The following is a 13,468-nucleotide window of genomic DNA, read 5'->3' on the forward strand; positions in this document are numbered from 1 at the left end:
GGATTTTGGGGCCGCTGCGCAGCCCAGCGGGAGCAAGCTCCCTCGCCACAGGGGGGGCTACTTCGGCCGCGTTTCCGCGACCAGGGTTTGCAATCGCACCCACAACCTCTGGACATGCTGGCGTTCGGTGCCCAGCGCGCCGATGGACACCCTCACCATCCAGCGCTCATCGAGGATGGCGGGGGTGACGTAGGCATCGCCTGACTGGTTGAGTTTTTCTGCCCAGGCTCGCGTGTGATGGTCCAGTGCCTGGCCTTCCAAACCCGGCGGTTCATGGCGAATGCACAGGGTTTGCAAGGCGGGCGTGGCCACCAGTGTCCAGTGCTCAGTGGCTTCGATCTGCTCTGCCAGCCAGCGCGCATTGGCCAGGTCTCGCCGCAACCGCGCTTGCAGGCCGCTGACGCCTTGCTCGCGTATCAGGAACCACAACTTCAAGGCGCGGAAACGGCTGCCCAGGGAGATCCGCCAGTCACGGTAGTTTCGCACTTGGCCGTCTGCGCTGGACTGCAGGTAACTCGGGTTGGTGGTCATGATGCGAATCAAATGCTCGGGGTCGCGCACGAAGTACACCGAGCAGTCGAAGGCCGCGCCCAGCCATTTGTGCGGGTTGAGCACTAGGGAGTCAGCCTTTTCGATGCCATCCCACAAGGCCCGGCATTCTGGCAGGATCATTGCGGCGCCGGCCATGGCCGAGTCCACATGCAGCCACAGGCCGTGACGTTGGGTCAGTTCGCCAATTGCATCCAGGGGGTCGATCGCCATGGCGGCCGTGGTGCCGGTGGTGGCAATCACCACGCAGGGCGTGTTACCGGCGGCCAGGTCCTGTTCGATGGCGTGCGCCAGTGCCTGGGGCGACATTGCATGGTGTGCGTCGGTGGCGATGGTGCGGATATGGTTCTGGCCGAACCCGGCCAGGATCGCCGCCTTGTTGACCGAGCTGTGGGCATGGGCTGAGGTGTAGACGATCAGGGGCGCGCTGCTGTTTTGCAGGCCGTTGTGCATCAGCGCGTAATCGGAGCTGCGTTCCCGGGCGCTGATAAGCGCCACCAGCGTGGAGGTGGACGCAGAGTCCTGGATCACACCGCTCCACGTGTTGCCCAGGCCGAGCATGTCGCGCAGCCAGTCGGTGGTGACTTCCTCTATTTCGGTGAGAGCCGGACTGGATTGCCAGGACAACCCAATCACACCCAGGCCGGTGCTCAGGCAATCGCCCAGCACTGAGGACAGTTCCACATTGGAAGGGAAGAACCCGAAGAAACTGGGATGCTGCCAATGCAGCAAGCCGGGCATGATCAGTTTTTCGACGTCGCCCATGATCTGTTCGAACGGTTCGGCGGTGTCAGGCGGGCTGGCCGGCAGGGCAGCTTTGATCTCGCCAGGTCGGGTGGTGGGCTGCACGCCGCGTTGTTCGATGTTCTGTCGGTAGTCTGCAATCAGGTCGATCATGGCATAGCCATGTTGGCGGAATTCTTCGGGGGTCATAGATAAACGTCCATGTGCACGAGCAATAAAAGTATTAGCACCAGAAGTAAAACGGTTCGCCGGGGGTATAGCCGATAAACGACTGCATGCTGACGCGTTTTCCCGAATCGAACCCGCAGATGGCGTGGGGGCGGCGGGTATTGATGAGCACCAGTTCGTTCTTGCGTGGGCGGATGCGCAGCGGTTTTTGTAAACACTGTTCGGGCAGTTGGGCACCTTCGAAGCGCTTGACCTCATCATAGCTAAAGGCTTGGGTATCCCAGATGATCAACTCGCCCCCCGAAGGCGGTGTTTGCAGGTAGATATTGGCGCTGAATTGATGCTGCAGTTCAGCGATTGTGCGGGGCAGGCAATCCACATGGGGCACCGTTTCCGAGAGGTGCGCCGTCTCCGGGAACATGACGCGGATGATCCCGCAAAACATCGGTCGGCCCTGGAACGAAGCGGCTGTTGCACCTTGCGGCCAGAGCGCCTGGAACTGTTCCATCAGCTGTTGAATGGGCGGTTTTTGCGGCGCACAGAGACTGTCGATAAGGCCGCGCATACGGGCCGCGTCTGCATAATATTTCTGTTGGGCGTCACCGCCGGCGGCCTTGCCGTACGTGGAGTTGAACGGGGTGCCCCAGCGATGCACACCATAGAAGTGCTGAACGACGCGCCCCGCTTCGTAGGTTTCATGGCCGTAGTGTTCCAGCGTGGCGGTATCGTCGATGGCCTGAATCAACCGTGCGCTGGTGGTTGCGTTGGCAAATTCAGGTACCCGAATGGCAAGCACTTGGCCACTGATGAGTTTTTTCAAACTGGCAGTATTGAGGTGTTCAAGTTCCAGGATTTTTGTGGGGGTGGAAAGAAACGGTTTTGTAGCGACATGGTCCGTCATGCAGTGAAGCTCCCTTTAAAGTTTTATCCGTACGCCTTTTGTATTACGCAGGGCGTGCGCACTAAATTAGTTTTAAAGGGTTGAGGGGAAACGCTGGGGCATTATCAGCAGGCAAAAAAAAAGCGGCTGCCCGTTCGGGCCGCCGCTTTTTTACCGCCAGCGCTACTTAATCCGGCAGTTTGAACGCCATTACATAATCACCCTGCTTGGTCCCCAGGGAACCGTGACCGCCCGCCATGACCAGCACGTATTGCTTGCCGTCCTTGCCGGTGTAGGTCATCGGGGTGGTTTGCGCGCCTGCAGGCAGGCGGCCTTCCCACAGTTGCTTGCCGTTTTTCACGTCATAGGCACGCAGGTACTGGTCCAGGGTGCCGCTGAGGAACGCGACGCCACCGGCGGTGGTGAACGTACCGCCCAGGCTAGGCACGCCCATGGTCAGTGGGATTGGAACCGGCGAGCTGTCACGCACGGTGCCGTTCTTGTGCATCCAGATGGTCTGGTGGGTGGTCAGGTCGACCGCCGCCACGTAGCCCCAGGCCGGTGCCTGGCACGGCAGGCCCATCGGCGACAGCAGTGCTTCAAGGATCACACCATACGGGGCGCCTTTGTTCGGCTGCACGCCTTCGGTTTCGCTGACGCGTGGGCCTTGCTTGGCAATGTCGGCAGCCGGGATCAGCTTCGATTTGAACGCCATGTAGCTTGGGTTCACGAAGGCGATCTGGCGCACCGGGTCAACCGAGATACCGCCCCAGTCGAACACGCCGAAGTTGCCTGGGTACACGATCGAACCTTGCAGGGACGGCGGGGTGAACGGGCCGTCGTAGCGCATGGATTTGAAATCGATCCGGCACAGCATCTGATCGAACGGTGTCACGCCCCACATGTCGCGTTCTTTCAACGGCGGCGGCATGAAGTTCAGGTCGGACTTGGGTTGGGTAGGGGAGGTGCGGTCGCCCGCCACTGCGCCCTGTGGCACCGGGATTTCATTGACGGGCACCACTGGCTGGCCAGTGGCGCGGTCCAGCACGTAGATGCTGCCTTGCTTGGTCGACGCCATCACCGCTTGCTTCACGCCCGCAGCGGTCTTGATGTCGATCAGCGAAGGCTGGCCGCCCACGTCCATGTCCCACAGGTCGTGGTGGGTGAACTGGAAGGTCCACTTCACGTGGCCGGTGTCAATGTCCAGGGCGGTCAGGCCCGCGGCGTACTTCTCGGACTCATCGGTACGGTCGCCGCCGTACTGGTCGGGCATCTGGTTGCCCATCGGCAGGTAGAGCATGCCGAGTTTTTCATCCACGGCGAACATGGACCACATGTTCGGCGAGTTGCGGGTGTAGGTCTTGCCCTCGGCCAACGGGGTGGTGTCGTCCGGGTTGCCGCTGTCCCAGTTCCACACCAGCTTGCCGGTGTGCACGTCGAACGCGCGGATCACGCCGCTTGGCTCGTCGATGGAAACGTTGTCGGTCACGTGACCGCCGATCACGACCAGGTTCTTGGTCACGGCCGGTGGCGACGTGGAGTAGTAACCGCCTGGGGCGAAGCTACCGATGTTGGCACGCAGGTCGACCTGACCTTTGTCACCGAAGTCTTCGCACATCTTGCCGGTGTCGGCGTTCAGGGCGATCAGGCGGGTGTCGGCGGTCGGCACGAAGATGCGTTTCGGGCAGGCATTCGGAGCGGCGGCCGGGCTGGCAGTGCCAGTCGGGCTCTGCTCGGAAGTGTAGGCGGCGTCATCGTGGTACGACACGCCACGGCAGGTCATGTGCGCCCAACCTTTGAAGCTCTCAGCACCCTGGGTGGTGATTTTCGGGTCGAAACGCCAGATTTCCTTGCCGGTATCCGGGTCCAGGGCAATCACTTGGCTGTGCGGTGTGCACACGTAGAGCATGCCATTGACTTTCAGCGGGGTATTTTCGGCGGTGGTTTCACCGGGATCGCCTGGGCCAGGGATGTCGCCAGTGCGATAAGTCCACGCCGGCACCAGCTTATGGGCATTCTCCGGGGTGATCTGTGCCAGTGGCGAGTAACGGTCACCGAAGGCCGAGCGGCCATAGGAGTTCCAGTCGCCATCGGCCTGGGTTGGCGCAGCGCTGGCCATACCCGGCACCGCGTCGCGGTCCAGTTGGCCGGTCTTGACCATTTCACCTGGGTTGGTGAATTGGCTGGCCAGGGCGGTCGCGCCCGCCAGCACCACGGCAACGCTCAGCGCGCCAGTGCCCAGCGGTGCGGCTTGGCCACGCAGCAATGGCCGACGAAACCACGGCAGCAGCATGACGATGCCGAGGGCGAACAGCAGGGCCAGACGCGGCACCAGTTGCCACCAGTCCAGGCCCACTTCCCACAGGGCCCACACGGTGCTGGCAAACAACACCAGTGCATACAGGCCCAGCGCGGCGCGGCGAGTGGCCAGCAGCAATACGCCGGTCACGGCAATGCCGATACCGGCCAGCAGGTAGTACAGCGACCCGCCGAGCATACTCAGCTTGACGCCACCGGCCAGCAAGGCCAGCCCCATGATCAGCAGCAAGACCCCCAGCAGCCTGGGCAACAGGCGGCTTGGGCTTGAGGCACCATCAGTGCTCATAGTGTGTTTCTCCGTTACGTTGGAATTATGTAACCCCGTGCTTCACTCACTGTAGATGACGATTCGGCTCGGGCTTGGTTCATCGTTATTTTTGGTTTTTTCTGTGGATAACCTGGTTATCCACAGGCGGGCAATCAATCCCCTGGCGCAGGTCGATTCAAGACAGCGCTGTCTTTGTGCAGGAAGAAATTCGGCAAAGGGAGTCGACCGGGAGGTGAAGCGTTTCAGATTGTTGCGAAGGATAATGCGGCGGGGCGTTTTGAGAAAGGGTGAATCGCAAGATGCATCATTTCAGTTTTGGTAACAGTGACAGATAGTCGCTGCAATACCGATCAGTCACGCGAACGCAATGCTCAACGCGACAACGATCAAATGTGGGAGCTGGTTTGCCTGCGAAGACGTCGGTCCAGCAAACAGTGATGTTGACTGACCCAGCGCTTTCGCGGGCAAGCCCGCTCCCACAAAGGATTTGCGGTGATGATTAGAAGGTAGTGCGAACCCCGAACTGCACGCTTCTACCTGGCGCCGGTGCGATGTCGCGCAGGATCGAGCTGGCATAGCGCACGGTCTGGTTGGTCAGGTTCTCGCCATTGACGAACGCCAGCCACTGGCTGCCGCCCACATTGAAGCGATACCCCGCGCTGGCGCCGAGGGTGGTGTAGCCATCGGTGCCGCTTTCGTTATCCGGCACACGCCCTTGGCCTGCGGCATGTTCCACGTCGATACGCGCTTGCCAGCGATCCAGTTCCCACAGCAAGCCGCTGTTCAAACGCAATGGCGCAATGCGCGGCAAGGCTTCGCCGGTGTCCAGGTTGGTGGCGCGGGTGTAGTCGCCCGACAGTTCCAGCGCAAACTTACCGTAGGCGCCTTCGCCGAGCTTCCAGTGATCCTGGGCTTCGAAGCCGGCGAAACGTGCGCGCACACCAGAATATTCGTACTCGGGAATACCTCCCGCGTCCTCTTCGCCTTCATCGTTCAGGGTACGACCCGTGCCCAACAAGCCGATGTAATTGGAGAAGTGGCTATAGAACACGCCGAAGCTGCCCTTGTGGGTGCCGTTGTCAAAGCGCAGGGCCAGGTCGCTGGACACGGCCTTTTCTTTCTTCAGGTTGGCATCGCCCAACTCGTAGGTACCGGTGGCAACGTGGGCGCCGTTGGCGTACAGCTCGTAAAAGGTCGGCGCGCGTTCGGTGTAGCCGAGGGTGGCAGCCAGGGACCAGATCGGCGTGAGGGTGTACACCGCACCTGACGACAGGCTACCGGCGGTGAAGTCACTGCTCTTGTCGGCATTGGCAAAACGCTCGTTGCCTTTGGCGTTCGGGTCGACGCTGGTGTGTTCCAGGCGTGCGCCGAGGCTGAGTTTCAGGCGTTCGGTGGCTTGCATTTCTTCGAGGATAAACAGCGCGCCGGCGTTGGTGTCGGTCTGCGGCACGAAGGCTTCTTCGCCCAGGGCCGAGAACTCGTTGCGGGTCACTTGGGCGCCGACCACGCCATCGAATGGGCCAATCGGCTGGTGACGAGCTTCCACCCGCGCTTCATAGCCTTTGTTCTTGAAGGTGGTGCCGGTTTCACCGCCTTCGATTTCGCGGTGTTCGTAGTCGGTGTACCCGGCGTCGATTTTCACCGAGGTAAACGGCCCTTGCAGGTTGCGGATCTCGGAGGCAAAGGCGTAGTGGTCCTGTTTCATGCGGATGCGCACATCCTGCTCGGCGGGTGAGCCGTAGTTACTGTCGTAATTACTGTAGGACAGCCCGGCATAACCATCGTCCCAGGTGTAGGAACCGCCCACCGCGCCACCGTCCTGGCGCCCATTGCTGTTACCCAGGCGCCCGTTTTTGCCGGGTCCGTTTTCGCTTTCCGGCGCGTGGCGGCTGCGGGCATAGCCTGGGATTTTAAGGTCGTTGAACTCGCGCGCATTGGCATCCAGGTGCAAGGCGAAGGTGCCGTTGCCGGCTTCCAGCTTGCCGGCGCTGCTGCGGGTGGTGTCGGCGCCGCCGTAGCGCAACTCGCCAGCGCCATGGATGCCTTCGATGGCTTCGGTGGGGATGCGATTGTCGAAGGTGTTGACCACCCCACCGATGGCGCTGCCGCCGTACAGCAGGGCTGCCGGGCCCCGCACGATTTCGATGCGGTCAACGTTGATCGGGTCCAGTGGCACCGCGTGGTCGTAGGACAGCGACGAGGCATCCAGCGCCCCCACGCCGTTACGCAGGATGCGAATGCGGTCGCCATCCTGGCCGCGAATGATTGGGCGGCTGGCCCCCGGGCCAAAGTACGAAGACGACACGCCCGGCTGCTTGTTCAGGGTTTCACCGAGGCTGCCTTTTTGTTGCAGGGTCAGGTCATCGCCTTCCAGCACGGTGGTGGGCGAGGCGAGTTGTGTGCTGCCCAGCGGGTTGCCGGTGACTACTTGGGGTGGCAGTTCCAGGGCATGGGCCTGGGAGCCAATCAACAGGGCGGCGGCGAGGGGCGACAAGCGCCAGAGAGAAGGCAGCGACATCGGATATTCCTGGGCAAAGTGACTGATAACTTAAGTTACAATATAACATCTCTTTTCTGTGAAAAAGGGGAACTTTTCCTGGCGGGCTATATTCAATGCGATGCTTCCACCTGCTCGCCCCGTCGGCTAAGGTGCGCGGCTGTGTTCCTCTTTTTGCAAAAGGCCCGGCATGACCGCGACAAGCAACGACCCGCTCCACGGTGTGACCCTGCAGCACGTGCTCACCACCCTGGTGGAACATTACGAGTGGAGCGGCTTGGCCGAGCGCATTGATATCCGCTGCTTCAAGAGTGACCCGAGCATCAAGTCGAGCCTGACTTTCCTGCGCAAAACCCCGTGGGCGCGGGAAAAGGTCGAAGCTTTGTACGTCAAGCTGATGCGTACCAAGCGCCCCCTGGATTGAAAGCATGAAGCGCTTTGTCGCGACGGCAGCCTTGGCCGGTTGGGTGGGGTTGGCTATCCAGCAATACCTGATTCTCTATTCGCGCTGGGCCAGTGGCGCGAGCTTGCTGGGCGGCCTGATCAGTTTCTTCAGCTTCTTCACCGTTCTGACCAATACCCTGGTGGTCGTGGTGCTCAGCTACTCACTGGTCAAGCGCGACTCAGCCGCCAAGCGGTTCTTCCTCGCGCCTCGCATCAGTAGCGCGATTGCCGCGAGCATCGTGGTGGTGAGCCTGGCCTACAACCTGCTGCTGCGGCATCTGTGGAGCCCGCAAGGCTTTCAATTTATCGCCGATGAATTGCTGCACGACGTCATGCCGTTGTTGTTTGTGGTGTATTGGTGGCGGTGCGTGCCCAAGGGTACGTTGCGGCTCAAACACATTGCCGGCTGGGTGATCTACCCATTGGTGTACTTCGGTTATGTGCTGCTGCGGGGGCATATGCTCGGGCAGTATCAGTACCCGTTCATGGATGTGGACAGCCTCGGTTATCCACAAGTGTTTGTGAATGCCGGAGGGATTTTGGCAGGGTTTATCGTCATTGGGCTGGTGATCGTTGGCCTGGACAAGCGCCTCAAATCACCCTCGATTTAAAGTGAGCACCATTAAGGTGGGAGCTGGCTTGCCTGCGATAGCATCACCTCGGTGTACCTGATAAACCGAGGTGCTTGCATCGCAGGCAAGCCCCACCTTTATTCTTCGTCGCTGCCTTCGGCACGCCAGTAACCCACGGCCTTGAGGTATTCCTCGTTGACCTTGTGCGCATCCAGCAGCACCCGCCGTACCTGGCGCGACAGCTTGGTTTCGGTGGCGACGAAGCTGTACAACGCCCCGCTAGGCAGCGTCAGGTTGCGCACCACGTCGAGCAGGTCATCCTGGCCGCGCATCACCCAAATAATCTCGACGTCCGCCGCGCTTTGCAGCGCTTGTTGCTCCGCCGCATCGGCGATTTCAATCACCGCCAGCACCTTGCGCCCGGCCGGCAGTTCTTCCAGGCGTCGACCGATGGCGGGCAGGGCGGTTTCGTCGCCGATCAGCAGGTAGCTGTCGAAAATGTCCGGCACGATCATCGAGCCTCGTGGCCCGCCGATATACAGGTGCTGACCGACCTGCGCCTGCTCGGCCCAGGTAGACGCAGGGCCATCGCCATGCAGCACGAAGTCGATATCCAGCTCGCCGATTTTCAGGTCGTAGCGTCGTGGCGTGTAGTCGCGCATGGCCGGTTGCGGGCCGTCGCCCTTGATGGCGAACGTCGGGCTTTCCAGCGCCGCTTGCTCGGCGGCGTTCTGCGGGAACAGCAGCTTGATGTGATCGTCGCTGCCCAGGCTGACAAAGCCCGCTAGCTCAGGCCCGCCCAGTGTGATGCGGCGCATGCGCGGGGTGATGTCCACCACCCGCAGCACTTCCAGGCGGCGGCGTTTTATTTCATGGGTTACGCGGTGAATAGCTTGTGTGTTCATTGGTCTGTCCCGTCGGCAATGGCTTGGGCGGTGCGATTGAGCAGCGCCGCAACACGAACGATTTCCTGCGGGCTCCAGTGCCCGTTGTGCGAATGCAAGGCATGGCGCAGGTTATGCACCGCTTCGTGGATTTCAGGTGGGCGGTCGTGGCCGCGCAGTGAGCGTTTGCTGACGTCGATGCGCATGCGCACGCCGTCCAGAGCAACGGCCTGCTCACTTAGAAAGAGACGACCGGCGTCGGTGATTGTGTAGTGCTTTTTCCCGCCTTCGGCATTGCCGCTGATCAGCTCGCTTTCTTCGAGGAAGGTCAAGGTCGGGTAGATCACGCCGGGGCTGGGGCTGTAGGCGCCGTCGAACAGGCTTTCGATGCGGCGGATCAGGTCGTAGCCGTGGCATGGTTGTTCGGCGATCAGCGCCAGCAGCAGTAATTTCAGATCACCCGGTGCGAAGACGCGAGGACCGCGACCGCCACGTTTTTCGAATTCACCGCGAGGTTCGTTTCTCATGCAGTCTCTCCAGACAGGTTTAGATATAACTTAAGATATATCTTAACGTGACGATAGGGCTTGGCGACCAACGGTCGTCGGCGCCTTTTCCGGCAGAGGACCTTGGAATACGTGGAATACGATTAATTTTAGAGTCATAACTTTAATTAGAGTTTAAACTCAGTTAAGTTTATGTCCGGCAGCTTGTTTGTGGTATTTTTCTGAGCGAAAGTTCTTTTGGTTGGCCCTGTTTTTTGTGTTGTAGTCTTGTTCTTACAGCTACTTTGAAAGTTTTGGCAAAGTGCCATGTTTTTCTCTCAATCCCTGATTAATAGGGCTACGCAGGCGTGAGAGGTTGCCTGCATACCTACTGTTGTTTTGAGTTGATCATTGTTTGGCGTTGCAACTAACGGCGGCGCGTTCGTTGTTAAGGCGGTTACTTGGCGACGAATCACTCAATGTTGATAACTACAGGTATTGACCATGTTCAAGAAGTTCGCGATTGCTGTTCCCCTGGCTGTTATGGCGCTGTCCTCCTCGGTAACAGCTTTTGCTGCCGGTGAAGCCAGCCACACCGTCAACATGAAGGCCACCATCCCGACTACCGTGTTCCACGCCCAGCCGCGTGACCCGAACTGGGGTCGCGATGAAACCATGACCTACAACCTGGTCAGCGGTGAGCTGGCGCCGTTGAGCGCCATCTACGACATCAAGAACACCAATGGTTCGGTTCACGCCTACATCGAAGGCGGCCCGGCCGTGCTGTTCAACGGTGACCCAAGCCAGAACATCCCGCTCACCACCACCCTCAATGGTGTGACCCTGACCGGCACCCCACAGGAAGTGGTCAACGAAGCCGACTCCACCCCAGGCGTAGGTGCGGAGATGCGCATCGTCGCAGCCAAGCCTTCGGCGACTCAGCGCGGTTCGTACACCTCCGTGATGCCAGTGGTCTTCGACGCGGTACTGCCAGTAGCGCCTTGATGCCACTTAATGCCCGCTTGGCGCGGGCATGACTTTTCAGGTCGGCGAATTCCTCCTCCGTTCGCCGGCCTGGTTTTTGATTCTGGTCTCCTGGCATTCAGAGTATCCGTTCATGTTCCCGATGACGCCTATCGCGGCTGCGCTTGCGCTGCTGATATGTACGAGTGCGCTGGCGGCACCTGCTGCTTCCGGTGCAGCCACGCCCGGCAGCCTGATCACTCAGGCCCAAGGCTTGCCCGCAGGCTTTGCCGATCACTTTTTCGATGTACCCCTGGCGGTGCGCGTAGACCTGGACCACCAACTGCTTGGCGAAGCGCTGATCGTGCTGTCCCGGGATGACCGCGTCACCCTGCTCGAATTCACCGACACCGGCGATAGCAAGGTGCCGGCTGCCACCCGCGACACCTGGCAAGGCCTGCTGGAAAAAGGCGTGGCGTTGGGCGCCTGTACCCAGTCTTGCCCGCAAAAGATGATCTCTGCTTACTACAATCTGGAAAGCTCGCAGTTGTCGATCCTCACGCAGGACGTTGAACTGAGTAGCGAAGCCCCGCGCTTTTACGACCAGCCCGACGGCGGCAGCCTGGGGTTGATCATCAATAACCAGCTCAACCTCAATGGCGGTCAGCAAGACAGCCTCGGCGGCCGTTATGGTTTGCAAGCCAGTTCCAGCGTGGGCAACTGGAGCCAGGTGTTCAACCTGCAACTGGCGCGCCAGAGCGGTAATGACCAACCCATGCGCCACGCGATTCATGAGCTGTATACCCAGCGTGAACTGGAAGGGCAATTTTTTCGCCTCGGCCACTTCACCCCCAATTCCGATGGCCTGACCCGTCAACTGCGCAGCTTCGGCGCCAGCCCCGACACCGCCTTGGGCATCATGTACGGCAGTTCCGACAGCCTGGCGATCAACAACCCCAAGCCCAGCGTGTACCCGATCTACGTCACCGCCAACCGTCAGGCAGCGGTAGAGATTTATCGCAACGGCTTGTTGATCAACACCCAGGCCGTGGCCGCCGGCCTGCAAACCCTGGACACCCGGCCACTGCCCGGCGGTATCTATGAAGTGGAAGTACGCCTGGTGGAAGACGGCCTCACCACCAGCACTACCCAGGAGCTGGTGTACAAGCCCGGTAACTGGCGCAACGCCGACGACCGCTGGCGCTACAACCTGTTCGCCGGGCGCGAAACCAAGCTGTTCAGCAACTGGGACGAGCAAGCCTCGGGTGCGGTGACGGCCGGCGCGTCGCTCAATTACCTGCTGCATCCACGGGTGATTCTTGGGCTGTCGGCTCGCCAAGTGCGTGAGCAACTGCAATATGGCAGCTCGGTGGACTGGACCGTTGCCGACAACACCAGCCTCTATGCCAATGTTTATCAAACCCGTGAACATGGCACGGGCCTTGACCTGCAAGGGCTCTACAGCTTCGGCGCGACCAACCTTGTGTTCAGTCACAACCGCAGCTGGCTCGACACCCGCGACACCTACGAAACCCTGCCCGACGGCACGCGCCTGCGGCGCAACACCTTTGTCGGCCAGGCCAGCAATTCGGCGTTGTCGGTCAACCATCGCCTTGATGCGAAAAACACTTTGAACATGCGAGTGTCCCACAGCCAAGGCAACGTCGAAGGTGCGGGGCTGGACCTGGGCTGGAGCCGTCACGACAGCTTTTTCGGCAGTGATGCCAACTGGCGTTTCTCGGTGTTCGACCGCCCCGGCAGCGCCGGCACCAATGACCAGCGCAACCGTGGCGTGGATGTGAGCCTGAGCGTGAACCTGGGCAGCGATGGCCGGCAGATTTCCGGCAGCATCGGCACCCGCACCGCCCGTGATGGCGGCCGCGATAACAACGCGTCGATCACGTATCGCCAGAACCTCACCGACCATGTGCTGCAAAGTGTCTCGGCCACGGCGATCACTGATACCTACGGCGTCGGCCTGTCAGGCATGGCCAACTTCAGCACCGACGTGGTCAGCGGCGACGGCTTTGTGCAGCGCAGCTCCTTCAATGGCGATTTCAGTGGTGGCTTGAACCTCAACAGCACCTTCGTCGCGGGCGCCGGGAAAATGCTGCTCAGCAGCCAGTACCAGGGCAACGGCGCGGGGATGATCATCGATGTGGAAACCGACCTTGACGAGATCGCCCTGCGCGCCGACGACCTGGGCGGCGGCAGCGCGGTACTGCGTCCGGGGCGCAACTACGTTCCGGTCTCGGCCTACAAGAGCAGCAGCGTGAGCTTCGACTTCGAAGGCAACCACCCGCCGGCGGCGAACATCCAGCCCGCACGCTCCAGTTACCACCTGAACAAGGGCGGCGTGGACTACCGCAAGATCACCGTGATGAAAACCGTCACCGTACTCGGCCGCCTGCTGGATGAACGCGGCGCGCCGCTTAAAGGCCATCACGTAATCAATCACGCCAGCCGTGGGGTCAGCGAAGTGGACGGGTTCTTCTCCATGGAGATGAGCGCCAGCGCGCCGACCCTGCAGGTGCGCTACCAGAACCAGTTGCTCTGCCAGTTCCGCCTGGACCCGAGCACTGCGCCGGATGAAAACGACGTGCTGATGATCGGTGATCTGCGCTGCACGCCGGACACGCTGGCCGAAGCTAACCACAAGGGCGAAACCGCCGGTTGACGGCGGTTGAAACGGGAG

General features: G+C 60.6%; 10 protein-coding genes. 4 read left to right on the forward strand and 6 right to left on the reverse strand.

Going from position 1 to position 13,468, the window contains the following annotated elements:
* Positions 1-57 precede the first annotated feature (57 nt).
* The 4 genes from OC445_RS25685 to OC445_RS25700 all read right to left on the reverse strand — a co-directional run bounded on the left by OC445_RS25685 (position 58) and on the right by OC445_RS25700 (position 7,446).
* Positions 58-1,482: a pyridoxal phosphate-dependent decarboxylase family protein gene (locus OC445_RS25685; protein ID WP_198791271.1), complete on the reverse strand. Its 1,425-nt coding sequence runs from the start codon at positions 1,480-1,482 to the stop codon at positions 58-60.
* Between the two features lie 34 nt (positions 1,483-1,516).
* Complete coding sequence (locus OC445_RS25690; RefSeq protein ID WP_198791272.1) at positions 1,517-2,362, reverse strand: 2OG-Fe(II) oxygenase; 846 nt, start codon at positions 2,360-2,362, stop codon at positions 1,517-1,519.
* A gap of 166 nt (positions 2,363-2,528) precedes the next feature.
* Positions 2,529-4,946 carry a glucose/quinate/shikimate family membrane-bound PQQ-dependent dehydrogenase gene (locus OC445_RS25695; RefSeq protein WP_054897679.1) on the reverse strand — a complete coding sequence of 806 codons (2,418 nt, stop codon included), beginning with the start codon at positions 4,944-4,946 and terminating at the stop codon, positions 2,529-2,531.
* 481 nt (positions 4,947-5,427) lie between these two features.
* Positions 5,428-7,446 carry a TonB-dependent receptor gene (locus OC445_RS25700; RefSeq protein WP_054897680.1) on the reverse strand — a complete coding sequence of 673 codons (2,019 nt, stop codon included), beginning with the start codon at positions 7,444-7,446 and terminating at the stop codon, positions 5,428-5,430.
* Between the two features lie 169 nt (positions 7,447-7,615).
* Between OC445_RS25700 and OC445_RS25705 the strand changes: the two genes are divergently transcribed.
* Together OC445_RS25705 and OC445_RS25710 are read left to right on the forward strand one after the other, a co-directional pair.
* Entirely contained in the window at positions 7,616-7,849 is a 234-nt protein-coding gene (locus OC445_RS25705) for a VF530 family DNA-binding protein (RefSeq protein ID WP_054897681.1), read from the forward strand.
* A gap of 4 nt (positions 7,850-7,853) precedes the next feature.
* A complete protein-coding gene (locus tag OC445_RS25710; protein WP_054897682.1) occupies positions 7,854-8,480 on the forward strand; it encodes a Pr6Pr family membrane protein in 627 nt (208 codons plus the stop codon).
* A 98-nt stretch (positions 8,481-8,578) separates the two neighbouring features.
* Here the strand turns inward: OC445_RS25710 and OC445_RS25715 are convergent, their stop codons facing one another.
* Entirely contained in the window at positions 8,579-9,346 is a 768-nt protein-coding gene (locus OC445_RS25715) for a siderophore-interacting protein (RefSeq protein ID WP_103299320.1), read from the reverse strand.
* Entirely contained in the window at positions 9,343-9,852 is a 510-nt protein-coding gene (locus tag OC445_RS25720) for a PadR family transcriptional regulator (protein WP_034127994.1), read from the reverse strand. The genes OC445_RS25715 and OC445_RS25720 overlap by 4 nt, the downstream gene beginning before the upstream one ends.
* A gap of 462 nt (positions 9,853-10,314) precedes the next feature.
* Between OC445_RS25720 and OC445_RS25725 the strand changes: the two genes are divergently transcribed.
* Both OC445_RS25725 and OC445_RS25730 read left to right on the forward strand, forming a co-directional pair.
* Positions 10,315-10,815 (forward strand): CS1 type fimbrial major subunit, encoded by a 501-nt coding sequence (locus OC445_RS25725; RefSeq protein ID WP_054897684.1) that lies wholly within the window; start codon positions 10,315-10,317, stop codon positions 10,813-10,815.
* A gap of 112 nt (positions 10,816-10,927) precedes the next feature.
* Positions 10,928-13,450, forward strand: a complete 2,523-nt coding sequence (locus OC445_RS25730) for a CS1-pili formation C-terminal domain-containing protein (RefSeq protein WP_054897717.1) — start codon at positions 10,928-10,930, stop codon at positions 13,448-13,450.
* The last annotated feature ends 18 nt before the right edge of the window (positions 13,451-13,468 follow it).

The sequence above is a fragment of the Pseudomonas sp. Pse35 genome (assembly GCF_024519715.1).
In the GTDB taxonomy this organism is placed as follows: Bacteria; Pseudomonadota; Gammaproteobacteria; order Pseudomonadales; family Pseudomonadaceae; genus Aquipseudomonas; species Aquipseudomonas paracarnis.

Excerpts from the sequence above, each read along its gene's own strand:
- OC445_RS25685 (WP_198791271.1), bottom strand. The coding sequence starts at position 1,482 with ATGACCCCCGAAGAATTCCGCCAACATGGCTATGCCATGATCGACCTG.
- OC445_RS25690 (WP_198791272.1), bottom strand. The coding sequence starts at position 2,362 with ATGACGGACCATGTCGCTACAAAACCGTTTCTTTCCACCCCCACAAAA.
- OC445_RS25695 (WP_054897679.1), bottom strand. The coding sequence starts at position 4,946 with ATGAGCACTGATGGTGCCTCAAGCCCAAGCCGCCTGTTGCCCAGGCTG.
- OC445_RS25700 (WP_054897680.1), bottom strand. The coding sequence starts at position 7,446 with ATGTCGCTGCCTTCTCTCTGGCGCTTGTCGCCCCTCGCCGCCGCCCTG.
- OC445_RS25705 (WP_054897681.1), top strand. The coding sequence starts at position 7,616 with ATGACCGCGACAAGCAACGACCCGCTCCACGGTGTGACCCTGCAGCAC.
- OC445_RS25710 (WP_054897682.1), top strand. The coding sequence starts at position 7,854 with ATGAAGCGCTTTGTCGCGACGGCAGCCTTGGCCGGTTGGGTGGGGTTG.
- OC445_RS25715 (WP_103299320.1), bottom strand. The coding sequence starts at position 9,346 with ATGAACACACAAGCTATTCACCGCGTAACCCATGAAATAAAACGCCGC.
- OC445_RS25720 (WP_034127994.1), bottom strand. The coding sequence starts at position 9,852 with ATGAGAAACGAACCTCGCGGTGAATTCGAAAAACGTGGCGGTCGCGGT.
- OC445_RS25725 (WP_054897684.1), top strand. The coding sequence starts at position 10,315 with ATGTTCAAGAAGTTCGCGATTGCTGTTCCCCTGGCTGTTATGGCGCTG.
- OC445_RS25730 (WP_054897717.1), top strand. The coding sequence starts at position 10,928 with ATGTTCCCGATGACGCCTATCGCGGCTGCGCTTGCGCTGCTGATATGT.